This window comes from Streptomyces sp. NPDC031474 (assembly GCF_055581185.1).
The window spans coordinates 1-23525 of the sequence record NZ_JBVIJX010000024.1 but is presented as its reverse complement, the minus strand read 5'-3'; the positions used below and the strand labels follow the sequence as shown (position 1 = coordinate 23525).

At 70.6% G+C, this 23525-nt stretch carries 22 protein-coding genes; 15 read left to right on the top strand and 7 right to left on the bottom strand.

Annotation, left to right across the window (positions count from 1 at the left end):
- The first annotated feature begins 64 nt into the window (after window positions 1–64).
- The 8 genes from map to truA all read left to right on the top strand — a co-directional run bounded on the left by map (window position 65) and on the right by truA (window position 5436).
- A complete protein-coding gene (gene map, locus ACZ5SK_RS39740) occupies window positions 65–901 on the top strand; it encodes a type I methionyl aminopeptidase (protein WP_361708037.1) in 837 nt (278 codons plus the stop codon).
- A gap of 305 nt (window positions 902–1206) precedes the next feature.
- Complete coding sequence (gene infA, locus ACZ5SK_RS39735) at window positions 1207–1428, top strand: translation initiation factor IF-1 (protein ID WP_003948620.1); 222 nt, start codon at window positions 1207–1209, stop codon at window positions 1426–1428.
- A gap of 73 nt (window positions 1429–1501) precedes the next feature.
- Entirely contained in the window at window positions 1502–1615 is a 114-nt protein-coding gene (gene rpmJ / locus ACZ5SK_RS39730; RefSeq protein ID WP_003998809.1) for a 50S ribosomal protein L36, read from the top strand.
- Window positions 1616–1830: 215 nt separating this feature from the next.
- A complete protein-coding gene (gene rpsM / locus ACZ5SK_RS39725; protein ID WP_057584669.1) occupies window positions 1831–2211 on the top strand; it encodes a 30S ribosomal protein S13 in 381 nt (126 codons plus the stop codon).
- A 70-nt stretch (window positions 2212–2281) separates the two neighbouring features.
- Window positions 2282–2686: a 30S ribosomal protein S11 gene (rpsK, locus tag ACZ5SK_RS39720; protein ID WP_010354218.1), complete on the top strand. Its 405-nt coding sequence runs from the start codon at window positions 2282–2284 to the stop codon at window positions 2684–2686.
- Between the two features lie 124 nt (window positions 2687–2810).
- Window positions 2811–3833: a DNA-directed RNA polymerase subunit alpha gene (locus tag ACZ5SK_RS39715; RefSeq protein WP_003966937.1), complete on the top strand. Its 1023-nt coding sequence runs from the start codon at window positions 2811–2813 to the stop codon at window positions 3831–3833.
- Between the two features lie 161 nt (window positions 3834–3994).
- On the top strand, window positions 3995–4489 hold the full coding sequence (rplQ, locus tag ACZ5SK_RS39710; RefSeq protein WP_334577808.1) for a 50S ribosomal protein L17: 495 nt from the start codon (window positions 3995–3997) through the stop codon (window positions 4487–4489).
- A gap of 89 nt (window positions 4490–4578) precedes the next feature.
- Window positions 4579–5436, top strand: a complete 858-nt coding sequence (truA, locus tag ACZ5SK_RS39705; RefSeq protein ID WP_361708031.1) for a tRNA pseudouridine(38-40) synthase TruA — start codon at window positions 4579–4581, stop codon at window positions 5434–5436.
- A 28-nt stretch (window positions 5437–5464) separates the two neighbouring features.
- Here the strand turns inward: truA and ACZ5SK_RS39700 are convergent, their stop codons facing one another.
- Complete coding sequence (locus ACZ5SK_RS39700; protein WP_334577806.1) at window positions 5465–6340, bottom strand: hypothetical protein; 876 nt, start codon at window positions 6338–6340, stop codon at window positions 5465–5467.
- Window positions 6341–6739: 399 nt separating this feature from the next.
- On the opposite strand from ACZ5SK_RS39700, the gene rplM reads away from it, so the two are divergent.
- The 3 genes from rplM (at window position 6740) to glmM (ending at window position 9359) form a co-directional block, all read left to right on the top strand.
- Window positions 6740–7183 carry a 50S ribosomal protein L13 gene (rplM, locus tag ACZ5SK_RS39695; protein ID WP_020132189.1) on the top strand — a complete coding sequence of 148 codons (444 nt, stop codon included), beginning with the start codon at window positions 6740–6742 and terminating at the stop codon, window positions 7181–7183.
- A gap of 44 nt (window positions 7184–7227) precedes the next feature.
- The gene (rpsI, locus tag ACZ5SK_RS39690) at window positions 7228–7749 is read left to right on the top strand and encodes a 30S ribosomal protein S9 (RefSeq protein ID WP_079660402.1); all 522 of its coding nucleotides are present in this window, start codon (window positions 7228–7230) and stop codon (window positions 7747–7749) included.
- A 251-nt stretch (window positions 7750–8000) separates the two neighbouring features.
- Window positions 8001–9359: a phosphoglucosamine mutase gene (gene glmM, locus ACZ5SK_RS39685; RefSeq protein WP_361708026.1), complete on the top strand. Its 1359-nt coding sequence runs from the start codon at window positions 8001–8003 to the stop codon at window positions 9357–9359.
- Window positions 9360–9390: 31 nt separating this feature from the next.
- Here glmM and ACZ5SK_RS39680 read toward each other — a convergent pair whose 3' ends face one another.
- Together ACZ5SK_RS39680 and coaA are read right to left on the bottom strand one after the other, a co-directional pair.
- Window positions 9391–10329, bottom strand: a complete 939-nt coding sequence (locus tag ACZ5SK_RS39680; RefSeq protein WP_468577357.1) for a DUF389 domain-containing protein — start codon at window positions 10327–10329, stop codon at window positions 9391–9393.
- 16 nt (window positions 10330–10345) lie between these two features.
- Window positions 10346–11314 (bottom strand): type I pantothenate kinase, encoded by a 969-nt coding sequence (gene coaA / locus ACZ5SK_RS39675; RefSeq protein WP_334577803.1) that lies wholly within the window; start codon window positions 11312–11314, stop codon window positions 10346–10348.
- 174 nt (window positions 11315–11488) lie between these two features.
- Between coaA and glmS the strand changes: the two genes are divergently transcribed.
- Both glmS and ACZ5SK_RS39665 read left to right on the top strand, forming a co-directional pair.
- Window positions 11489–13336: a glutamine--fructose-6-phosphate transaminase (isomerizing) gene (gene glmS / locus ACZ5SK_RS39670; protein ID WP_334577802.1), complete on the top strand. Its 1848-nt coding sequence runs from the start codon at window positions 11489–11491 to the stop codon at window positions 13334–13336.
- Window positions 13337–13423: 87 nt separating this feature from the next.
- Window positions 13424–13759: a hypothetical protein gene (locus ACZ5SK_RS39665; RefSeq protein ID WP_334577801.1), complete on the top strand. Its 336-nt coding sequence runs from the start codon at window positions 13424–13426 to the stop codon at window positions 13757–13759.
- 57 nt (window positions 13760–13816) lie between these two features.
- Here the strand turns inward: ACZ5SK_RS39665 and ACZ5SK_RS39660 are convergent, their stop codons facing one another.
- Together ACZ5SK_RS39660 and ACZ5SK_RS39655 are read right to left on the bottom strand one after the other, a co-directional pair.
- Entirely contained in the window at window positions 13817–15544 is a 1728-nt protein-coding gene (locus ACZ5SK_RS39660) for a M16 family metallopeptidase (RefSeq protein ID WP_334577800.1), read from the bottom strand.
- Window positions 15545–15550: 6 nt separating this feature from the next.
- Window positions 15551–16504, bottom strand: coding sequence for a hypothetical protein (locus ACZ5SK_RS39655; RefSeq protein WP_361708021.1), 954 nt, complete (start codon window positions 16502–16504; stop codon window positions 15551–15553).
- A 147-nt stretch (window positions 16505–16651) separates the two neighbouring features.
- Between ACZ5SK_RS39655 and ACZ5SK_RS39650 the strand changes: the two genes are divergently transcribed.
- Both ACZ5SK_RS39650 and ACZ5SK_RS39645 read left to right on the top strand, forming a co-directional pair.
- Window positions 16652–17023, top strand: a complete 372-nt coding sequence (locus tag ACZ5SK_RS39650; protein WP_334577797.1) for a holo-ACP synthase — start codon at window positions 16652–16654, stop codon at window positions 17021–17023.
- Between the two features lie 45 nt (window positions 17024–17068).
- Window positions 17069–18508, top strand: a complete 1440-nt coding sequence (locus ACZ5SK_RS39645; RefSeq protein ID WP_334577796.1) for an NAD(P)H-hydrate dehydratase — start codon at window positions 17069–17071, stop codon at window positions 18506–18508.
- Between the two features lie 59 nt (window positions 18509–18567).
- On the opposite strand, the gene ACZ5SK_RS39640 is transcribed toward ACZ5SK_RS39645, so the two are convergent.
- A complete protein-coding gene (locus ACZ5SK_RS39640; RefSeq protein ID WP_334577795.1) occupies window positions 18568–18792 on the bottom strand; it encodes a hypothetical protein in 225 nt (74 codons plus the stop codon).
- A partial coding sequence (locus ACZ5SK_RS39635; RefSeq protein WP_468577354.1) for an RHS repeat domain-containing protein occupies window positions 18774–23525 on the bottom strand: 4752 nt, incomplete at its 5' end. The genes ACZ5SK_RS39640 and ACZ5SK_RS39635, both read right to left, overlap by 19 nt.

The following is a 23525-nucleotide window of genomic DNA, read 5'->3' as shown; positions in this document are numbered from 1 at the left end:
ACGGCCGTAGTGTTGTGTACGTACATGACCGACCCACCTGAGTGACGGAGAGCGCAGGCCCCCCATGGTGCAGATCAAGAGCCCCGAGCAGATCGCCAAGATGCGAGCGGCGGGGCTGGTCGTCGCCGCCATCCACGCGGCGACGCGGGAAGCGGCGGTGCCCGGGGCGACGACGAAGGACCTGGACGAGGTGGCCCGCAAGGTCCTGGCGGAGAACGGCGCCAAGTCGAACTTCCTCGGGTACGGCGGTTTCCCGGCCACGATCTGCACGTCCGTGAACGACGTCGTCGTCCACGGCATCCCCTCCGACGAGGTCGTCCTCAAGGACGGCGACATCATCTCCATCGACTGCGGCGCGATCGTGGACGGCTGGCACGGCGACGCGGCCTACACGGCGTTCGTCGGCTCCGGACACGCTCCGGAGCTCATCGAGCTGTCCCGGGTGACGGAGGAGTCGATGTGGGCCGGTATCGCGGCAATGAAGCAGGGCAGCCGGCTGGTGGACGTGTCGCGGGCCATCGAGACGTACATCCGTCGCCAGCCCAAGCCCGGCGGCGGCCGGTACGGGATCATCGAGGACTACGGCGGCCACGGCATCGGCACCGAGATGCACATGGACCCGCATCTGCTGAACTACGTCGACCGGCGGCGGGGCAAGGGGCCGAAGCTGGTCCCCGGGTTCTGCCTGGCGATCGAGCCGATGGTGTCGCTCGGGACCCCGCGGACCGAGGTGCTTCAGGACGACTGGACCGTCATCACGACGGACGGGACCTGGTCCTCGCACTGGGAGCACTCGGTGGCGTTGACGGAGGCGGGGCCGCTCGTGCTGACGTCTCCCGACGGGGGGAAGGCGAAGCTTGCCGAGCACGGGATCGTGGCCGCGCCGGATCCGCTGGGCTGAGCCCCGGCTTTTTCGCCCCCGCCGCCCCTACCCGTCCCGTCCCTGGGGGCTGCCGCACCCAGACCCCCGCTTCGGCCCTTGAAGGGCCTCGTCCTCAAACTCCCCCAGAGGGGGCACCCCCAACGTGCTGGGAATGCCGGGAGTCTCGCTTAAGGATCTCCGGGGTGGGGCAGGCTTCTCGATTCGTGTTTCTGCAAGGGCTGACGTAGACTGACTCGTCGGCTCTCGTGCACCCGCATGTCCGCATGCGTCCCTAAGGGAAAAGCAGGGGAGTCGATCAAGGTAGTCGATTCGAAGGGCGAAGCGTGGCCAAGAAGCAAGGTGCCATCGAGATCGAGGGCACTGTCGTCGAGTCTCTTCCGAACGCCATGTTCAAGGTCGAGCTCCAGAACGGCCACCAGGTCCTGGCACACATCAGCGGCAAGATGCGTATGCACTACATCCGTATCCTCCCTGACGACCGGGTCGTGGTGGAGCTGTCTCCGTACGACCTGACGCGTGGCCGGATCGTCTACCGGTACAAGTAGATCTTGCCCGTACCTTCGTGCGCCCTCTCGGGCGTTCGGGGCTGTTGGCAACTGACCCGGAGAACCTCACCCAATGAAGGTCAAGCCGAGCGTCAAGAAGATCTGCGACAAGTGCAGGGTGATCCGCCGTCACGGTCGGGTCATGGTCATTTGCGAGAACCCGCGCCACAAGCAGCGCCAGGGCTGATCGCTCACGGATCACACCCTCTGCATCGATATCGCAGAGACTTCGCGCGACGCGAGCTGAATATGTTCATACGCAGAGCCCGGACGGGACCTCCCGTCTGACACCCCCGGTTCGGAGGCCGGGGACCCAGTCCGTACCAAATCTTCTGAGCGAAGAGGCCGGCGGCTGGGATCCGGTTCTGCGGAAGACCTCCGAGGATCAACTGGAGCCATTGAATGGCACGCGTTTCCGGTGTCGACATCCCGCGCGAAAAGCGTGTGGAGGTCGCCCTCACCTACGTGTTCGGCATCGGCCGGACCCTTTCCCAGGAGACGCTGGCAGCGACCGGCGTCGACCCGAACACCCGCGTTCGCGACCTCTCCGAGGAGCAGCTCGTCGCGATCCGCGAGTACGTGGACGCCAACATCAAGACTGAGGGTGACCTTCGTCGCGAGGTCCAGGCCGACATCCGCCGCAAGGTGGAGATCGGCTGCTACCAGGGTCTCCGTCACCGTCGTGGTCTGCCCGTCCGCGGTCAGCGCACCAGCACGAACGCTCGTACCCGCAAGGGCCCGCGTCGCGCCATCGCCGGCAAGAAGAAGCCGGGCAAGAAGTAGTCCTCAGCGGACAACGCTTCATCAGCGGTCTTCGCTGTAGGACCGACCACCTCCCCGTAGGAGTTTGTAGATGCCCCCCAAGGGTCGTCAGGGCGCTGCCAAGAAGGTGCGCCGCAAGGAAAAGAAGAACGTCGCGCACGGCCAGGCGCACATCAAGAGCACGTTCAACAACACGATCGTGTCCATCACGGACCCGGCCGGAAACGTGATCTCCTGGGCCTCCGCCGGCCACGTCGGCTTCAAGGGCTCGCGCAAGTCCACGCCGTTCGCCGCGCAGATGGCCGCCGAGTCGGCTGCCCGTCGCGCGCAGGAGCACGGCATGCGCAAGGTCGACGTGTTCGTCAAGGGCCCGGGCGCCGGTCGTGAGACCGCCATCCGCTCCCTGCAGGCCACGGGCCTCGAGGTCGGCTCCATCCAGGACGTCACCCCGACCCCGCACAACGGCTGCCGTCCGCCCAAGCGTCGCCGCGTCTGATCTGACGTACGGCTGCTTGGACTGAGGATTTCGGGCGGTACGGGCCTTCGGGGCCGTATCGCCCGTACCCTTGTCTCATCTCAGGGCGTCAAATAGCGGGCGCCCCTGACTGAAGGATCGCAACATGCTGATTGCTCAGCGTCCCTCGTTGACCGAAGAGGTCGTCGACGAGTTCCGCTCCCGGTTCGTGATCGAGCCGCTGGAGCCGGGCTTCGGCTACACCCTCGGCAACTCCCTCCGCCGTACGCTCCTGTCCTCGATCCCCGGCGCTGCTGTCACCAGCATCCGGATCGACGGCGTGCTGCACGAGTTCACCACCGTGCCGGGCGTCAAGGAGGACGTCACCGACCTGATCCTCAACATCAAGCAGCTGGTCGTGTCGTCCGAGCACGACGAGCCCGTGGTGATGTACCTGCGCAAGCAGGGTCCGGGTCTGGTCACCGCCGCCGACATCGCGCCCCCGGCCGGTGTCGAGGTGCACAACCCCGACCTCGTCCTCGCCACGCTCAACGGCAAGGGCAAGCTGGAGATGGAGCTGACCGTCGAGCGCGGTCGCGGTTACGTCTCCGCCGTGCAGAACAAGCAGGTCGGTCAGGAGATCGGGCGCATCCCGGTCGACTCGATCTACTCGCCGGTTCTCAAGGTCACGTACAAGGTCGAGGCGACGCGTGTCGAGCAGCGCACCGACTTCGACAAGCTGATCGTCGACGTCGAGACCAAGCAGGCCATGCGTCCGCGTGACGCCATGGCGTCCGCCGGTAAGACGCTGGTCGAGCTGTTCGGTCTCGCCCGCGAGCTGAACATCGACGCCGAGGGCATCGACATGGGTCCGTCCCCGACGGACGCCGCCCTCGCCGCTGATCTGGCGCTGCCGATCGAGGAGCTCGAGCTCACCGTTCGGTCGTACAACTGCCTCAAGCGTGAGGGCATCCACTCCGTGGGTGAGCTCGTCGCCCGCTCCGAGGCCGACCTCCTGGACATCCGCAACTTCGGTGCGAAGTCCATCGACGAGGTCAAGGCGAAGCTGGCCGGCATGGGCCTGGCCCTGAAGGACAGCCCGCCCGGATTCGACCCGACCGCTGCGGCCGACGCGTTCGGCGCGGACGACGACGCGGACGCCGGCTTCGTCGAGACCGAGCAGTACTAAGCGCTCGGGACCGACTTCCGGTTCTTGGCTGCGGGCCCGCTGTGGCTGGCCGCGCAGTTCCCCGCGCCCCTTTGGGGCGCGGGTCTCCGACAGGCGACCGCTTGCTCGGATACTGACCCCGGTACCTGATACGGCCGGGGCAGACACCTAGGAGAAAGACCATGCCGAAGCCCACCAAGGGTGCCCGTATGGGCGGCAGCGCCGCGCACGAGAAGCTGCTCCTCGCGAACCTCGCGAAGCAGCTGTTCGAGCACGGCCGCATCACCACCACCGAGTCGAAGGCGCGCAAGCTGCGCCCGTACGCCGAGCGTCTGGTCACCAAGGCGAAGAAGGGCGACCTTCACAACCGCCGTCAGGTGCTCCAGGTGATCACGGACAAGAGCATCGTGCACACGCTCTTCACCGAGATCGGCCCGCGCTACGAGAACCGTCCCGGTGGCTACACCCGCATCACCAAGATCGGTAACCGCCGTGGCGACAACGCGCCCATGGCCGTCATCGAGCTGGTCGAGGCGCTGACCGTGGCGCAGCAGGCGACCGGCGAGGCCGAGGCCGCCACCAAGCGTGCGGTCAAGGAGGCCGACGAGGCCAAGGCGGAGGAGACCACCGAGGCTCCGGCCGAGGAGGCCGCCGCCGAGGAGTCCAAGGACGCCTGAGGTTCTGCCTCGCAGTGAACGGGTCCGCCCTTTTGAGGGCGGGCCCGTTCCGCGTTCCCCGGAGGTTGCAGTGCTGAGAGGATCCAAGGGTGAGTGACGAAGTACAGCCCGGACATGTGCGGATGCGGCTCGACCTTTCCTATGACGGGACCGAGTTCTCCGGGTGGGCCAAGCAGGCCGGCGGCCGGCGGACCGTGCAGGGAGAGATCGAGGACGCCCTGCGGACCGTGACGCGGTCCCGTGAGACGTACGAGCTGACCGTGGCCGGGCGCACCGATGCCGGGGTGCACGCCCGGGGGCAGGTCGCCCATGTCGATCTGCCGCGGGAGGTCTGGGTGGAGCACCACGAGAAGCTGCTGAAGCGGCTCGCCGGGCGGCTGCCGAGGGATGTGCGGGTGTGGGCCCTGCGGGAGGCCCCCAGCGGCTTCAACGCGCGGTTCTCGGCCGTCTGGCGGCGGTACGCGTACCGGGTCACCGACAACCCCGGGGGCGTCGACCCGCTGCTGCGGGGGCACGTCCTGTGGCACGACTGGCCGCTCGACGTCGACGCCATGAACGACGCTGCGCGGCGGCTGCTCGGCGAGCACGACTTCGCCGCCTACTGCAAGCGGCGGGAGGGCGCGACCACCATCCGCACCCTCCAGGAGCTCAGCCTCGTGCGGGGGGACGACGGGATCATCACCGCGACCGTCCGCGCCGACGCCTTCTGCCACAACATGGTGCGCTCGCTGATCGGGGCGCTGCTGTTCGTGGGGGACGGGCACCGGGGGCCCGAGTGGCCGGGGAAGGTGCTCGCCGCGGGCGTACGGGACTCGGCCGTGCATGTCGTACGGCCGCACGGGCTGACGCTGGAGGAGGTCGGCTACCCGGCCGACGAGCTGCTCGCCGCGCGCAACAAGGAGGCGCGGAACAGGCGGTCGCTGCCCGGTGCGGCCGGGTGCTGCTGAAACCCGGCGTCGGCGTCGGCGCGGGCGGTCAGCCGTTGGCCGCTGCCGACGCCTGGGCCTCGCCGCGCTGGCGGATCCGCTGGAACGCGAACTCGGCGAGGTCGTCGCCCGTGGTGAAGGCGGCCGTGTCCTTCGTCGTCACGTCCTTGCCGTCGGTGAAGCCGGTGATCGTGAAGTAGGCGTACCGGCCATAGGAGTTGGTCGTCGAGCGGCAGACCGCGCCGTTGCAGAAGGCCTTGACGCCGCCGCCGGTGAGGGCCTTGACGATGCTCTTCGCGTCGGACTGACTCTTGACCTTGAGGGCCTGCGCCTCGGTGTCGAAGACGGCCACGCCGACCGTCACCGCGAGACCGTCCTTGGTGTACGTCACGCGCATCATGCGGGTGCAGCCGTTGTCGGCGAGGACCTTGCCGAGGGTGCCGGCGGCGCCCGTGGCGCAGGTGGTGCTGTCCGCCTTGGGGCCCTTCTTGTACACGGCGGAGCCCATGGTGAGCTGGGTGCCGGGGAAGAGGAGGTCGGGTCCGTTGGGCGCGGTGTCCTTGGCCTTGCTGGCCACGAACTCCTTCGGGTCCAGCGGGGGCGGGGCGCTGGTCGGCGCGAAGGACGGGGTGGTGGACGCGCTCGGCAGGCCGCCGGTCGCCGGCAGTGAGGACGTCGGCTTGTTCGCCTCGTCCTTGCCGTTCGCCGACACCACGGCCATGGCCACGGCGGTGCCGATGGCGAGGGTGGCGAGCGCGCCGCCGCCTATGAAGAGCAGCCGACGGCGTTTGTTGCGCGTCTCGGACGCCTCGGCGAGCGCGGCCCAGTCCGGGGTCCGGCCGTCATCGCCGGTGGCCCACGGCTGCTGGGAGTTCGGTTTCCACGGATCCCACTGGGACTGAGGTCCCCCCTGCCCATAGCTCATGGGCCGCATCTTAGACGGGGAGCGGGGGGTCCTGTTCCGCCCGGACAAGCGCCGAAGCCCCCGGCTTCCCGAACGGGAGTACGGGCAAACGTGACATCTCCGGGTGGTTGGTGCGGCGTTTCTCCAGGCGGCCCTCGTGCGTGTGGCGCGGGCCACTCGGGCGGCGGTTTCGGTGGGTGGTCGGCCTCGTTTTGACCCGGCCCCCAGGACACGGGTATTCTGCTTCTTCGTTGTGTATTGGCGCGCTCTTCTCACGGGACGGGCCCTTACACCGGTCCACCGGGCCGATGACCAGCGACCAGCACGCGGTTTGCGTCACCGCAGTGCGGTCTGGGCTGTCGTGATCGTCTTCGGTGACCTTGTCAGGACCATTCACTGAAGAAGCGAAGGCTACGAACCGTGCGTACGTACAGCCCCAAGCCCGGCGATGTGACGCGCCAGTGGCACGTCATCGACGCTCAGGACATCGTCCTGGGCCGTCTCGCCACCACTGCCGCGTCCCTCCTCCGGGGCAAGCACAAGCCGATCTACGCGCCCCACGTCGACACCGGTGACTTCGTCATCATCATCAACGCCGACAAGGTGCACCTCTCCGGCAACAAGCGGACCCAGAAGATGGCCTACCGCCACTCCGGTTACCCGGGCGGTCTGCGCTCCGTGCGCTACGACGACCTGCTGGCGAACAACCCGGAGAAGGCCGTCGAGAAGGCCGTCAAGGGCATGCTCCCCAAGAACACGCTCGGCCGTCAGATGCTCTCGAAGCTGAAGGTCTACAAGGGTGACGTGCACCCGCACGCGGCGCAGCAGCCTGTGCCGTTCGAGATCACCCAGGTCGCGCAGTAAGTCCGGCCACACCACCCCAAGCTGAAGAGAATCTGAGGAGAACCGTGGCCGAGACCACTGCCGAGCAGCCGCTCGAAGAGACCGAGCTCGTCGACATCGACAGCTACACCACCGAGTCCGAGGTCCCCGTCGAGGGTGAGTACACCTCGGAGTCCCTGGCCTCCCGCTTCGGCGAGCCCCAGCCGGCCGCCGGCCTGGGTCGTCGCAAGAACGCCATTGCCCGCGTCCGGATCGTTCCGGGCTCCGGCAAGTGGAAGATCAACGGTCGCACCCTCGAGGACTACTTCCCGAACAAGGTGCACCAGCAGGAAGTCAACGAGCCCTTCAAGGTGCTCGAGCTCGAAGGCCGTTACGACGTCATCGCCCGTATCTCGGGTGGCGGTGTCTCCGGTCAGGCCGGTGCGCTCCGTCTCGGTGTCGCCCGCGCGCTGAACGAGGCCGACGTCGACAACAACCGCGGCGCCCTGAAGAAGGCCGGCTTCCTCACGCGTGACGACCGTGCGGTCGAGCGCAAGAAGGCCGGTCTCAAGAAGGCCCGCAAGGCCCCGCAGTACAGCAAGCGTTAAGCTTCGCTGCCTGCTCGTACGTATGTGGAGCGAGCTCCGGCTCACTCGCTCGTACTCCGAACGCCCCGGCGGCACGCCATTGTGCCGTCGGGGCGTTCGTTTTATCGCAAGTCTGGGCGTATAACGGCACAAGGTGCTCAAAGGGTTGTGTGATCGGATGTTCAGGGCATCCAATGCCTGGATGCGGGAGCCGCTCCGGCATCGAATCTGACCGCACAGTCTTTGAAACCGACGCTTCCTCAGGAGGACAAGTGGGACGACTCTTCGGCACGGACGGCGTGCGCGGTGTCGCCAACGCGGATCTGACGGCGGAGATGGCCCTCGGCCTGTCCGTCGCCGCGGCGCACGTGCTGGCCGAGGCGGGCACCTTCCAGGGCCACCGGCCGGTGGCCGTGGTCGGACGGGACCCGCGTGCGTCCGGGGAGTTCCTGGAAGCCGCCGTGGTGGCGGGCCTCGCGAGCGCGGGTGTGGACGTGCTGAAGGTCGGCGTGCTGCCCACGCCCGCCGTCGCGTACCTCACCGGCGTGCTCGGCGCGGACCTCGGTGTGATGCTCTCCGCCAGCCACAACGCCATGCCCGACAACGGCGTCAAGTTCTTCGCCCGCGGTGGGCACAAGCTCGCCGACCAGCTCGAGGACCGCATCGAGTCCGTCTACGAGGAGCACCGCACCGGCGCGCCATGGGACCGGCCGACCGGTTCCGGCGTCGGCCGCGTGCGCACCTACGACGAGGGGTTCGACCGGTACGTCGCCCACCTCATCGCCGTCCTGCCGAACCGGCTCGACGGGCTGAAGATCGTCCTGGACGAGGCGCACGGCGCTGCCGCCCGGGTGTCGCCGGAGGCGTTCACGCGGGCCGGCGCGGAGATCGTGACCATCGGGGCCGAGCCGGACGGGCTCAACATCAACGACGGCTGCGGGTCCACGCACCTGGACAAGCTGAAGGCCGCGGTCATCGAGCACGGGGCCGACTTCGGCGTCGCGCACGACGGGGACGCCGACCGGTGCCTCGCCGTGGACCACACCGGCGAGGAGATCGACGGGGACCAGATCCTCGCCGTGCTGGCCCTGTCCATGCGGGAGCGGGGCGTGCTGCGCTCGGACACCGTCGTCGCCACCGTCATGTCCAACCTCGGCTTCAAGCTGGCCATGGAGCGCGAGGGGATCCGGCTGGTGCAGGCCGCCGTCGGCGACCGGTATGTGCTGGAGGAGATGAAGGAGCACGGGTACGCGCTCGGCGGTGAGCAGTCCGGGCACGTGATCATCCTCGACCATGCGACGACGGGTGACGGGACGCTGACGGGGCTCATGCTGGCGGCGCGGGTCGCCGAGAGCGGGCGGTCGCTGCGCGAGCTGGCCTCGGTGATGGAGCGGCTGCCCCAGGTGCTGATCAATGTGCCCGACGTCGACAGGTCGCGGGTCGCGGACTCGGCCGAGCTGGCGACTGCCGTCGGTGAGGCGGAGCGGGAACTCGGGGCCACCGGGCGGGTGTTGCTTCGGCCTTCCGGGACCGAGCCGTTGGTTCGGGTCATGGTCGAGGCCGCGGACATCGATCAGGCTCGGGCTGTCGCCGGGCGGCTGGCCGATGTGGTGAAGTCGGCGCTGGGTTAAGGGCCGCAAGATTTGACAGAGCCCCGCGCACCTAGGTGAGTTGCCCCGACCGGCGTTGTCTGGCCCAGAGGTACTTCTGGGCCAGCAGGGTCAGGGTGCCGGCCAGGATGATGCCGAGGAGGTTCAGCAGGAGTTGTTCTGTTGAGCCCCAGGTTTGTTTCGTGTCGCCGTAGCTGAGGGCTACGGCGGCGTTGGCGGCGGCCGGGACCGTGGTGACCGAGATGGCCACGCCGACCAGGGCGCCGGACTTCGCGGAGGTCAGGGAGAGGGTGCCGGCGGCGCCCGCCAGGACGGCCACGATGAAGGAGAACGCGTCGGGGGCGTAGACGAAGCCGGTCTGGGGGCGGGCGCCGTCCAACTGTTCCTGGCTGAACTGGCCGAGGGCGTTCATCAGGAGGCTGAAGCCCACCGTCGCCGCCATCGCCACCGCGAAGCCCACCAGCAGGGCGATCAGGGAGCGCAGGGCCAGGCGGGGAGCGCGCCGCACGATCGACGTGGAGACGCCGGCCAGCGGGCCGAACTCGGGGCCCACGGCCATCGCGCCCACGATCAGGATCGCGTTGTCGAGGACCACACCGCAGGCCGCGATCATCGTGGCGAGGGTGATGAAGGCGACGTAGGTGATGGAGAGCGTCGACTCCTCGTGGGTGGCTTCTGTGAGGTGCTCCCACAGGACGGCGTCGGCGCCCTCGCCGGGGGCCTCCGCCTCGGCCTTGTCGGCGCGCAGGGACAGCGACAGGTCGATGTTCTCCACGGCGATCGAGCCGGTCTTGTCCAGGCCCAACTCCTGGAGCCCGGTGAGGAGTTCGTCCCCCGCCTCGCGTGCCACGTCGCACATGACGACATCGCCGGCCGGGTTGCGGGCGGCGCCCGGCATGACGACGAGATGCGTGGTGCCGACGGTGTTCTCGATCAGGCGGACCACGGCGTCGGTCCCGTCGGCCGGGGTGATCAGGCGCAGGTGCAGCATGGGGGCAGGGTAGCCGTCAGAGTTTGCGCAGGCTGAGGCGCTGCACCTTGTGGTCCTGGCCCTTGCGGACGACGAGGGTGGCGCGGCCGCGGGTGGGGGCGATGTTCTCCACCAGGTTGGGCTTGTTGATGGTGCGCCAGAGGGTGCGGGCGTAGTCGACGGCCTCCTCCTCGGAGACCTGGGTGTACTTCCTGAAGTAGGAGTCCGGGTTCTGGAAGGCGGTCTGACGCAGTTTCCGGAACCGGTTGAGGTACCAGCGCTCGATGTCTTCGGCGCTCGCGTCGACGTACACGCTGAAGTCGAAGTAGTCGGCGAGGCCGACGCGGGTGCGGCCGTCCTTGCCGGGCAGGGCGGGCTGCAGGACGTTCAGGCCCTCGACGATGAGGATGTCGGGGCGGCGGACGGTGAGCTTGCGGTCGGGCACGATGTCGTAGATCAGGTGGGAGTAGACGGGGGCCGTGACCTCGTCCTTGCCCGCCTTGATGTCGGCCACGAAGCGGGTCAGCGCGCGGCGGTCGTAGGAATCGGGGAAACCTTTCCGCGACATCAGGCCGCGGGCCTCCAGTTCCCGGGTGGGCAGGAGGAAGCCGTCCGTGGTCACCAACTCCACGCGGGGGTGTTCCGGCCAGCGGGAGAGGAGGGCCTGGAGGAGGCGGGCGACCGTGGACTTCCCCACGGCCACCGAGCCCGCGACGCCTATGACGAACGGGGTGCCGGACTGGGAGCCCTGTTCGCCGAGGAAGGTGTTCAGGGCGCCGCGCAGACCGTCCGTCGCGCCCACGTAGAGGTTGAGGAGGCGGGAGAGCGGGAGGTAGATGTCGCGGACCTCGTCGAGGTCGATGACGTCACCGAGTCCGCGCAGTTTCTCGACCTCCTCGGCCGTCAGCGGCAGCGGTGTCTTCTCGCGCAGCGCGCTCCACTCGCTTCGGGTGAGGTCGACGTAGGGAGTCGCCTCCGGCCTGTGCCGGTGGGCGCTCCGGGGCATCGGGGAGACCGGAGAGATCACACTCCATTGTTAACGGAGTTTGAACGGGGCGGTGGGTGGGGTCCGTCACGCTCTCGCCGGTTCTGCCGTGCAGGGGCGTACAGCCGTGGGAATTTCCGAAATCGGGCACGTGGAGGCCCTTTCGGGGCGGGATTCGGTCGTAGGCTGCCGCGCATGTGCGGAATCGTGGGATACGTGGGGTCTCAGTCGGCGCTCGACGTCGTCATGGCCGGGCTGAAGCGGCTGGAGTACCGGGGGTACGACTCGGCGGGGGTCGCCGTGCCGGCCGACGGGGGGCTCGCCGCGGCCAGGAAGGCGGGCAAGCTCGTCAATCTGGAGAAGGAGCTGACGGAACGGCCGCTGCCGGCCGGGACGACGGGCATCGGGCACACGCGCTGGGCCACGCACGGCGGGCCCACCGACGCCAACGCCCATCCTCATCTCGACAACGCGGGACGCGTCGCCGTCGTGCACAACGGGATCATCGAGAACTTCGCGGTGCTGCGGGCCGAGCTGGCCGAGCGGGGGCACGAGTTGCTCTCCGAGACCGACACCGAGGTCGTGGCGCATCTGCTCGCCGAGGAGTTCTCCGTGACCTCCGACCTGGCGGAGGCCATGCGGCTGGTGTGCCGGCGGCTGGAAGGGGCGTTCACGCTGGTCGCGGTGCATGCGGACGAGCCCGGCGTGGTGGTCGGGGCGCGGCGGAACTCACCGCTGGTGGTGGGCGTTGGAGAGGGTGAGGCCTTTCTCGCCTCGGACGTCGCCGCGTTCATCGCCCACACGCGGTCGGCGATCGAGCTGGGTCAGGACCAGGTGGTGGAGCTGCGCCGGGACGGCGTGACGGTGACCGGGTTCGACGGCAGTCCGGCGGACGTGCGCGCCTACCACGTCGACTGGGACGCGTCGGCCGCGGAAAAGGGGGGTTATGACTACTTCATGCTCAAGGAGATCGCCGAGCAGCCCAAGGCTGTCGCCGATACCCTGCTGGGCCGCATCGACGCCTCGGGGGCGCTGACCCTCGACGAGGTGCGGATCCCGCCGTCGGAGCTGCGGGAGGTCGACAAGGTCGTCATCGTCGCGTGCGGTACGGCCTTCCACTCGGGCCTCATCGCCAAGTACGCCATCGAGCACTGGACGCGGATCCCGTGCGAGGTGGAGCTGGCCAGCGAGTTCCGGTACCGGGATCCGATCCTGGGCTCACGGTCGCTCGTCATCGCCATCTCCCAGTCCGGCGAGACGATGGACACGCTGATGGCGCTGCGGCATGCGCGCGAGCAGGGGTCCAAGGTGCTGGCCATCTGCAACACCAACGGCTCGACCATCCCGCGTGAGTCGGACGCGGTGCTCTACACGCACGCCGGGCCGGAGGTGGCGGTCGCCTCGACGAAGGCGTTCCTGACGCAGTTGGTCGCCTGCTATCTGGTCGCCCTGTACCTCGGCCAGGTGCGCGGCACCAAGTGGGGGGACGAGATCCAGTCCGTCATCCGGGACCTCGCGCGGATCTCGGGCGCGGTCGATCAGGTGCTGGAGACCATGGAGCCGGTGCGGGAGCTGGCGCGCTCGCTCGCCCACAAGGACACGGTGCTGTTCCTGGGGCGGCACGTGGGGTATCCCGTCGCCCTGGAGGGTGCGCTGAAGCTGAAGGAGTTGGCGTACATGCACGCCGAAGGGTTCGCCGCGGGGGAGCTGAAGCACGGGCCGATCGCTCTCATCGAGGAGGACCTGCCGGTGGTGGTGGTCGTGCCGTCGCCGCGCGGGCGGTCCGTCCTCCACGACAAGATCGTGTCCAACATCCAGGAGATCCGGGCGCGGGGCGCGCGGACCATCGTCATCGCGGAGGAGGGCGACGAGGCGGTCGTGCCGTACGCCGACCATCTTGTGTGGATTCCGGTGACGCCGACGCTGCTGCAACCGCTGGTGGCCACGGTCCCGTTGCAGGTGTTCGCGTGCGAGCTGGCGACGGCCCGGGGCAACGAGGTGGACCAGCCGCGCAACCTGGCGAAGTCGGTGACGGTGGAGTAGCCGGCGTCCCGGCGACCGATGCTCTGAGGCTCTGAGGCTGCTCAAGTCCCTTGGCCGGTGCGGAAGGTGACGGTCAGGATGATCCGCATGACATCAATCGTGGGACTGGGCGGGAAGCAGGACGTCGTGCTGGTCATCCGGGACGCCGACGTGGTCGCGGCGGCGTTGCGGCAGGCGGTGGCCGGGGCTTCGGACGGGGAGCGGGCGGGGCTGGAGCGTGCTGTCGCGCTCGTCGAGGCCACCGCCGCCGCCGGCGAGGCTCAGTTGCGTGCCCGCTGGGTGCGCTCCCGGTGGGACGCCGTCGGTTTCGCCGGGGACATCGGCTCGGTCGCGGCGGTGAAGGCACTGCGTCAGGCGGAGCCGAGGCTGAGTCTCCTGGCGGCGGTCCAGTTGCAGAAGGACGCGGTGGCCCATCCGGAGTGATCCCGTATCACTCCGGACGGGGCCGGGGGCGGGCCGGGGGCACGCCCTGGTCCAGGGCTAGCCGCGCCTGCGGGTCTTGCGGGCCGTGTACAGCTTCCAGGTGGCGAAGACCAGGGGGAGTTCCAGGATCCAGACGCCGACGACCGCGTCCCACTCCGGGTCGGCGGCCCCCGACTCGTCGCCGGTGATCACCGCGCAGAGCAGGCCCCAGGTCGCCGCCAGCAGGCCCACGACCCAGAGAGCCGCGGTCCAGGCCCAGGTGGAGCGGGCGGTGGCCGAGGACTGGGGTGCGGACGTCCGTTTGCGGGGCTGGGGGATGTGGTCGGGCTCGCGGGCCGGCATCCGTACCGTCGCCTGCGCGGGGACCGCCGCGTCCAGCGCCGCTATCCGGTCCGGGGTCACTCCCCGGTACAGGGTGGGTTCCACCGTGACCGAGAACCCGTCGTGGCCGGTGAGGGTGCGGGCGCCGTCGGGGCGGGCGCCCATCGCCGAGCAGGCGTCGTAGCGGACGGTGATCGGGCCCCTCGGCGTCAGCAGGCTCACGCCCTCGGCGCCGATGACCAGGGTGACCTGCTCGTCCTCCAGGGACTGGTGACGGGTGCCGGTGACCGAGGTCGTGGAGAACTGGGGGGCGAGGGTGAAGCCCGCCCAGTCGACGCCCCGGCCGGGGACCTGGAGCAGCGCGCCGTCCCAGGCCTCGCGGGCGACCTCGCGCAGGTCCTCCAGCGTCACCGCGTTCAGCTCCGCCCTGTGCTGCTCGGGGGTGAGGATGCGGTGCCCGAGCAGCAGGCTGAGCGCGTACGAGGGGAGGGCGGCGGCGCCGAGGTCGGGGGTGTCGTACACCTTGAGGAGCTTGGTGCGGGCCGAGTCGAGTTCCGTCTGCTCGATGCGGCCCGCGCGCAGGCGGGCGAGCGTGTCGACGAAGCCGCCGACGACCGCGTCCTGCTTCTGCGGGAGAGAGTCGGCGTAGGCGGTGAGGGTGGCGAAGTCGGCGTCGCGCGGGCTGTAGTCGGCCTCCGCGGAGTAGGAGTAGCCGCCCTCCTGACGCAGGTCCTGGAAGAGGGCCCGGCCGAGGACGTCCGCGAAGACGCTGGCCGCGGTGGAGCGGCGCAGCACGGAGGTGAGGACCACATGGCCGTCGTCGCCGCTGATGTACGCGGGGGTCGTGGGCAGGGCGCTGGTCGCGGCGGGGGCGGGGAAGCGGGCGCCCTCGGGGAGGGTGAGGTCGAGGCCCTCGGGGACGTGGTCGCTGGTGATCCACAGCACCGCGTTGTCCCGGGTGAAGCGGGTCTGCGCCCAGTGGCGTACCTGGTCGGGCGTCAGGCTCCAGGTGCCCAGCTCGTTGTAGCTGGTCAGGCCGTAGCTCTGCGCGCCGTAGCGCCACAGGGGCATCTGGTGCTGGGGGCCGCCGCCGCGGCCGGCCGCCTCCGTGCGGAGGATCTCCTTCTCCGTCTCCAGCCGCTCCATCGGCAGGTCGCGCAGCCCCGCGCACACGCTGTTGAGGTACGTGACGACCTCCTCCTCGCTGCCGGTGACGTGGAAGAGGGTGTACGCGTTCGCCGTCGCGCCGTTGTAGTGCAGGTCGGACAGGCCGAGGCGGTGCAGGGCGAGATGCTCGACGAGATGGGTGAGGCCGGCGGTGGCCAGGGTCTCGTCGGCGCGGCCCACCCGGAAGAAGAGACCGGCGGTGATCTCTTTGCCGGAGGCGGGGGCGTAGAGGGTGGGGATGTGGTCGGTGGTGGTGTGCGAGATCAGGCCGTCGAGGGCGTGCAGTTCGGTGGTCATCGGTGCTCAGGCCCCCAGCGCGGACTTGCGGAACTTCAGGAACGCCGACTTCTGGTCGGGCAGGTACTGCCACGGGAACTCGGTCGCGCGGTCGCCGAGGAAGGCGAAGTGCGGGGCCGCGTCCGCGAAGTGGCCGCCGATCGAGAAGGCGAACGCGAACGCGCTGTGCGCGCCGATCGAGTTCCAGTCGGGCCGGTGACCGGCGTGCAGTACGGAGACCCGGGCGGCGTTGCGCAGATCGTCGCGGACCGGGAGGCCCCGCATGTACGCGGTGCGCTCGCCGCTGTCCAGGTCGAGCCAGTGCTCGATGTGGGCGAGGGCGACCAGGGCGCCGGAGTTCGCGCCGTCGGGGGCGGCGGTCGCGCACTCGCGGGCGAAGCCGTGCGCCGCGTCCCAGGAGCCGCCCCACTTCGGGCACAGCTGCTGGAGCAGCTGCGTCTGGGCGCGGTAGTGGTGCGGGTGGTGGGCGGACAGCCGGTCGTAGCGGCGGCGGGCCTCCGCCTGGCCCAGTTGCAGGCCGCGCGCGGTCATCAGACGGGCGGTCCAGGCGGGGGCGTACGCGGGCTGCTCGGCGCACACCTCGATCAGGAGCTGCTCGGCCCGGCGCAGCCAGTCGTGGAACTGGGTGAACTGGTCCTGCGAGACGTGCTGGGCGCGGGCGCCGCTGCGGATGTCCCAGCCGATGTAGACGTACCGCTCGGCGAGGAGTGTGCGGGGCAGCGGGTCGCCGGGGAGGTCGGCGGCCGCCCGCTCCAGGAAGTTCTCCACGCCGTCGATGTCGGCGACGAGACTGGAGGCGGAGGCGAGCTGGTCGACCGAGTCGAGCGCCGCGAAGCAGGCCCGCACGGCCCGCCAGTCCCCGGCCTGCGCGGCGGTGCGCAGCGGGATCAGCTCGGGTGTGTTGTCGTACGGGTCGAACGTCGGACCCGAAGAGCCCGCGCTCATGGCTGTGCTGGTCATTCCTCCGCGCCCCCTGGCGTTGCTGTCCGCGGCGCGCGGGCTGGCCCCCCAGGGCGCGCGGCGGTGAAAGTCTGCTTTCGACTTGACGTGATCAAGTCGCCGCAGGCTAGCAGCCGCCTGTGACAGCCCGGCCTTAGGGTGCTCGGCATGAGCATCATCGGGGTCGGTATCGACGTGGCCGAGATCGAGCGGTTCGCCGCGTCGCTGGAACGGACGCCGGGGCTCGCCCAGCGGTTGTTCCTGGACAGCGAGCTGTTGCTGCCGAGCGGGGAGCGCCGGGGGGTCGCCTCGCTGGCGGCGCGGTTCGCGGCGAAGGAAGCGCTCGCCAAGGCGCTGGGGGCGCCGCCGGGGCTGTTGTGGACGGACGCGGAGGTGTACGTCGAGGACAGCGGGCGGCCGCGGCTGCGGGTGCGGGGGAGTGTCGCCGCGCGGGCGGCCGAACTGGGGGTGACGGGGTGGCATGTGTCGTTGAGTCATGATGCGGGCGTCGCTTCGGCGGTGGTGGTGGCCGAGGGGTGAGCCGACCGGGTGCGGCGGTGGGGGCGGGCGGGGCAGACTCGACGTATGCGTACTGCCTACTGCGTCGAGACCGTCCGTCGTGCCGAGCGGGAGCTGATGGCCCGGGTTCCTGAAGGGGCCCTGATGCAGCGGGCCGCCGCGGGGCTGGCCGCCTCCTGCGCGGATCTGCTCGGGCGGGTGTACGGGCGGCGGGTCGTGCTGCTGGTGGGCAGCGGGGACAACGGGGGTGACGCCCTGTACGCCGGGGCTCGGCTGGCCCGGCGGGGGGCGGGGGTGAGCGCGGTGCTGCTCGCGCCCGAGCGCACGCATGCCGGGGGGCTGGCGGCGCTGCGGCGGGCCGGTGGGCGCACGGTCGCGCCCGGCGGCGCCGAGGAGGTCCTGCGGCGGGCCGATCTCGTGCTGGACGGCATCGTCGGGATCGGCGGGAAGGGCGGACTGCGGCCGGACGCCGCCGCGCTGGCCGCGGTCGTCGCCGGGACGCGGGCCCTCGTCGTCGCCGTCGACCTGCCCAGCGGAGTCGACGCCGACACCGGCGAGGTGCACGGGAGTGCGGTCCGCGCCGATCTGACCGTCACCTTCGGCACGCACAAGCCGGGGCTGCTCGTCGATCCCGCGCGGGAGTACGCCGGGTCGGTGCGGCTCGTCGACATCGGGCTGGGGGACGCGCTGCCTGCCGCGTCCGAGCTGGAGGCCCTGCAGCACGCGGACGTCGCGGCCCTGCTGCCGGTGCCGGGCGGGGAGAGCGACAAGTACCGGCGGGGGGTCGTGGGGATCGCCGCCGGGTCCGCCCGGTATCCGGGGGCCGCCGTGCTGGCCGTGGCGGGGGCGCTGCGGGGCGGGGCGGGGGCCGTGCGGTACGTCGGGCCGGCCGGGGACGCGGTCATCGCGCGGTTTCCCGAGACGCTCGTGTCCGAACGGGGGCCGAAGCAGGCCGGGCGGGTGCAGGCCTGGGTCGTCGGGCCGGGGGCCGGGGACGACGCGGGGACGGTGGCGGAGGTGCTGGCCGCTCAGGTGCCGGTGCTGATCGACGCGGACGGGCTGCGGCTGGCGGACGCGAGTGCGGTGCGGGGGCGTGGCGCGCCCACGTTGATGACGCCGCACGCAGGGGAGGCGGCCGCGTTGCTGGGCGTGGCGCGGGAGGAGGTGGAGGGGGCCCGGCTGGCCTCGGTGCGGGAGCTGGCGGCGCGGTACGGGGCGACCGTGCTGCTGAAGGGGGCGACGACGTTGGTCGCGCAGGCCGGGGGCGAGGGCGTGGTGCGGGTGAACGCCACGGGGACGGCCTGGCTGGCGACGGCCGGCAGCGGGGACGTCCTGTCGGGGCTGGCGGGGTCGTTGCTGGCGGCCGGGCTGAGCGCGCTGGACGCGGGCAGCGTCGGAGCGTATCTGCACGGTCTGGCCGGACGCTTCGCGGCTCAGGGAGCACCGGCGGGCGCCCACGACGTGGCCGAGGCGATTCAAGAGGCCTGGCGGGACGTACGGGACTGAGCGGGGCTGGTGGGGCCGGACCGGAGACTGGGTCTGCGGTCCGGCCCCGTGGGCCGGGGTCAGCCGGTCCGGTGGTTCAGGACGGCCTCCCTCGCCTTGTGCAGGGCGAAGCCGATGATCGGGATGAACACCACGAAGCACACGTCACGTGCGGTGCCGGGGGACATCACGAGGTGCGTCAGCGCGTCCGAGGCGAGGACGGCGAGCACGAAGATCAGCGTGTCCGCCCCGATCCTCTTCCAGTCGGTCTTCCTGCCGTTGTCCGTCACGTCTTCGCCTTCCACTTCTTGAAGATCTTCCAGATCCTTGCGAAGAACTTCTCCTGCTTCGCCTTGGTGAGCCCGAATCCGGTGAGGCAGCCGAGGGCCGCGTACCTGATCTTCGTCTTGAGGTTGCCGGACTTGAACAGGAACGCGACGCACGCGCCGGCCACACAGTCCGCGATCTCCGTGCGGTAGGGCAGAAGATACGGTGCCCACTCGCCGATCGCCCAGTACACGAACACCTTCAGCGCCCCGGACAGGGCCGCCTTGAGGACGTCCTTGAGCCAGCCCCACATGTGGCCGTCGAGGTCCGTCATGTTGACCGGGTCCGACGGGTATCCGTAGTGGTTCGGGGAGCCCGAGGCGACCGGGTCGGCCTGTAGGAAGCGGCCGGTGGCCGGGTCGTAGAGGCGGCTGCCCATGACCGTGTAGTCGGAGAGGGTGTCGCCGGAGCGCTGCGCGGTCCCGAGCCAGCCGTAGGTCGTGGCCGCGGTGGCGTCGAGCGCGTTGCCGTACTCGTCGTAGTGCTGGACCGTGCTGGCCGCGGACGTGTCCAGCGGCTGCTGGACCACGATGTCGCCGTGCAGGTCGGCGAGTTGCAGGACCGTGTTGCCGGTGGCCGAGGTGAGGGCGCCGAGGGAGCCCGTCAGGTCCGTCACGTCACGGCTGACGGCGCTGCCGTTCTGGCTCCACGACGGGGTGTCCGTCGCCCCGCCGTAGTGCTGGGTGGTGGTGCCGGTGGTGGTCCAGGTGCCGTCGGCGGCCTGGGTCTGGGCGGAGCGGACGGCGAGGCGTCCGGCGGCGTCCAGGGTCCAGGTGTTGCGGGCGGCGCCCAGGGTCTCGGTGCGGACCAGGTCGTTCGTGTAGTACGTCAGGGCGGTGTTGCCGCTGGTGGTGGTGCGGCCGAAGGCGTCGTAGACGTAGCCGGGGTTCACCAGGCGGTCGGCCTTGTCGTAGGCGTACGACGTGGTGGTCGAGGTGGTGTCGGAGGTGCTGCTGTCGCAGTCGTCCGAGCTGGTGGTCAGCTGGGTGCGGTTGCGGTCCGCGTCGAAGGAGTAGGCGCGGGTGGTGCAGCCGCCGGCGGTGGTGTCGGCGGCCTTGATGAGGTTGCCGGCGTTGTCGTAGGTGTAGGCGGACTGGGTGGTGGAGCCGTCGGTCCGGGTGTGGCCCGCCCGGCGGCCGTCGATGGTGTATCCGGCGCTGTCGGAGGCGACGGCCGTTCCGTCGGACGCGGTGTAGGCGCGGTCGGTCTGCTGACCGGCCGGGTCGGTGGCCTGGGTGAGGGTGTAGCTGCCGGGCAGGGTCTCGGTGGTGAGGTTGCCGTCGGCGTCGTAGCTGCCGGTGAAGGTGCCCGCGACCGAGTCGGTCAGGGTCGCGAGGTCGCCGGCGGTGCTGTAGGCGAACGTGGTGGTGGAGGGCGCCGAGTCGGTGTTCTTCACGGGGCGGTCCAGGATGTCGTACGCCGTGGTGGTGGTGTTTCCGGCGCCGTCGGCGTAGGAGATCTGGCGGCCCAGGTCGTCGTAGCCGTAGGTGATGGTCTGCCCGTTGGACGCCCGGGTGACGAGCTGCCCGTTGGTCTGGCTGTAGCCGAAGGTCGTGGCGGGGGTGGCCGTGCCGGTTCCGCCGGTGACGGCCGTCGTGGTGAGGCGGCCCGCGCCGTCCACGGTGGCGGTGGTCGTGCGGGTCACGCCGTTGGCGGTCTCCGCCTTGGTCGCGACCTGACCCCAGCGGTCGTAGGTGTAGACGGTGGTGACGGCGTCGGTCGGGTTGCTGCCGCCGCCGGTGATGGCGGCCGCGGGCGCGGTCCTGCAGAGCAGGCCGTCCCACTCGACGGAGGCGCAGACGCCGCTGCCGGACGCGCTGTAGTAGGTGTGGTTCAGGGTGTTCGCGTCCGAGCCGGAGGATCCGGCGGTGCGGGTGGAGGCCACCCGGCCGGCGCTGTCGTAGGTGGTCACCGGGTCGGTGCTGCCGATGCCGGTGGTGGTCTGCTGCGCGCCCGTCGCCCAGTTGTAGGTGGCGGTGGTCGTGGTGGTGTCGGTGTCGGCGACGTGGCCCGCGATCGCGGCGCCGGTCGTCGTGGTGGTGGGCAGGTCGGCGACCGCCGCGCCGGACGGCCGGTTCTCGTCGTAGGTGTACGACGTGTGCTCACGGGCCGGGACGACCGAGCCGGCCGGCAGGGTCGACTCGGCGTCGGAGCCGGTCAGTTCCGTGGCCAGGGTGGTCTGGTGCAGGGGGCCGTACTCGTCGGTGAGGCGCTTGCCGTCCGCCGAGTAGGTGGAGACCGTGGCCAGTTGCCGGGCCCGGTCCGCGGTCGGCAGGGCGGCGAGGCCGAGCTCCGTGAGGGTGTCGGAGGAGCCGGCGAGGGCCAGCGCCCGGTTGCCGGCGGTCAGTTCGAAGACGGTGTTGCCGAATTCGTCGTGGCCGGTCGTGGAGATCGCTCCGCCGGGCTTGGCGGTGTTCGTCTCCGCGCCGTCCGCGTCGATGTAGGTGACGGTGGCCCGGCCGTACGAGGACGACGTCAGGCCGGAGCCGGCGTTGGCGGAGGGCACGCTGTCGGCCGGGAAGACGGCCGTGGCGTCCGTGGGCGCCTCGTCCTGACCCCAGCCGGCCACGGTGGCGGCGTCCATCTGGTACGGGGCGGTGGAGCCGGACAGCGGCACGTCGTAGACGACGGTGGTGGCCGCCGTGCCCGACGTGGTGCTCGCGCTGCCCTGGGCCAGACCCGGCCGGGAGGCCTTCAGCAGCATGCCCGCGCCCGCGGTGAGCGTGGAGCCGGCCGTGCCGTAGGTGAACGTCCAGGGCAGCTCGCCGGGCTTGGTGAGCGTGGCGACGCGGCCGTCGGAGCCGTAGGTGTACTGCGTCTTCAGCGCGGGGCTGATGCGCGGGTCCCACTCCTGGCGCAGGTGGCCGGAGCCGTCGTAGGCGTAGGAGGCGATGGTCTCGGCGGTCGCGGCGGAGGCGCCGGGCGTCGTCGCCCACAGCTTGATCGACGAGACCTGGTCCTTGTAGTCGCCCGGCACGCTGTCCGTGGCGGTCGTGGAGCCGGCGTAGACGAACTCCAGGACCCGGCAGCCCTTGGTGGCGGGCGCGGCCTGGCAGGCGGCGGAGGTGACGGCCCCGGTCGGGGAGATCACGTACTTGGGGCGGGCCAGGGTCTTCGTGCCGGACGCCACCGTCTGCGAGGCGACGGTGACCGTCGTGTCGCTGACGGCCGCCGCGGTCGACGCCAGGGTCCAGGTGGTCGTGCCGGTGCCGGCCTTGGCGAAGACGCTGACGTCGGCGGCGGAGTCCTTCAGGGTGAAGGTGTCGCCGGACGAGGCGTAGGTGAGGGTCAGGTCCTCCGCGCCCGGCTGGGGCTGCCAGCCGCCGCCGTTGGTGGCCGTGAAGGCGACCGTGTCGCCGTCGGCGGCGAGGAGCTCCACCGAGGTGCCGGAGGTGCTGCGGATCTGCGTGTAGGCGTGGTCCGCGCTCGCGCCGGTGACGGAGGAGGCCCAGCCGGGTCCGAAGATCTGCGCCTGGCCCTCGCTGTCGTTGGCGTTGGCGCGGGAGGAGTAGGTCCGCTCGACGTTCGCCTCGAACTGCGCGGCGTCGGTCGCCGTCAGGGTGTAGTCGCCGGTGAGCTCGTTGACCTCGCCGGGGCCGACCTGGGCGGTCGGGGCGGTGCCGGCGTCGCGGTCCAGGGTGACGCCGACGGTCTGCGAGTAGCCGGTGGAGGCGCCGTCGGTGAACGCGGCGCGCAGCTCGATCACGCCGTCCTCGGCCAGGCTGGAGACGGTGTTCCAGACCAGCTTGGTGGCGGTGCCGGAGGTGACGGCGACCGGCCAGGCGGAGACCGCGTTGCCGGCGGCGGTGACGTCGCCGACCGGGACGGTGTGCCAGCCGTCGGTCTCGCCGCGCCGGTACTGCCAGGTGACCCCGGTGTAGGTGGACAGGCCCTTCGCGGCCAGCGTCAGCCGGCGGGCGGTGGTGTCGCCGGCCTGCGGGGACAGGATCGCGGCGCCGTCCGCGCCGACGCCGAAGCTGTACGCGGTCGTCGTTGAGGAAACGTTTCCGCCGGAGTCGACGGTCCTGGCGTAGAGCGTGTGCCAGCCGTTCGCCGGGTCGATGCTGATCGTCTGCGCGTCACCGCCGCTGCCGTCGGTGGTGTCCAGCTTCTGGTTCGGCGTGGCCGGGTCGTCCAGCCCCCAGTAGTAGCCCGCGCCGTCCGTGGAGGTGGTGTCGAGGGTGCACGAGACCGCGCCGCTCGCCTTCGCCGTCCAGCCGTTCTCGCCGTACGTGGCACAGCTGACCGTCGGGGCCGTCGGCAGGCCGGTGTTCAGCACGAACGTGGTGTAGCCCGTCCAGGAGCCGTAGTCCGTGCCGTCGTACGCCCGCGCCCGGTAGCGCAGGTGGGCGCCCGACGGGAACGCGTTCGCGGAAGGGATCGTCAGCTTGGCGGTGGAGCCGGAGGTGACCGACGAACTGGTGCCGGTGTACGAGTACGTCGTGTCCGCGTACGCCGGGTCCGCCGTGACCTCGAACTGCGCCTTCGTGGCCGAGCCGTCCGGATCGGCCACCTTCGCCGACAGGGTGGGCGTCAGCGAGGTGACGTACCGCTTGCCGTTGTAGGTGTTGACCTGCGACGGCGAAACCGCGAGGGAACTCGGCGTCGACGGGTAGGAGTTGTAGGTGACGACGAGTTTGGGTGCGTAGCCGGTGGTGGAGTAGTTGGCGGAGCGGAAGCGGCGCCAGGTGGTGGAGTCGGTCTCGTCGGC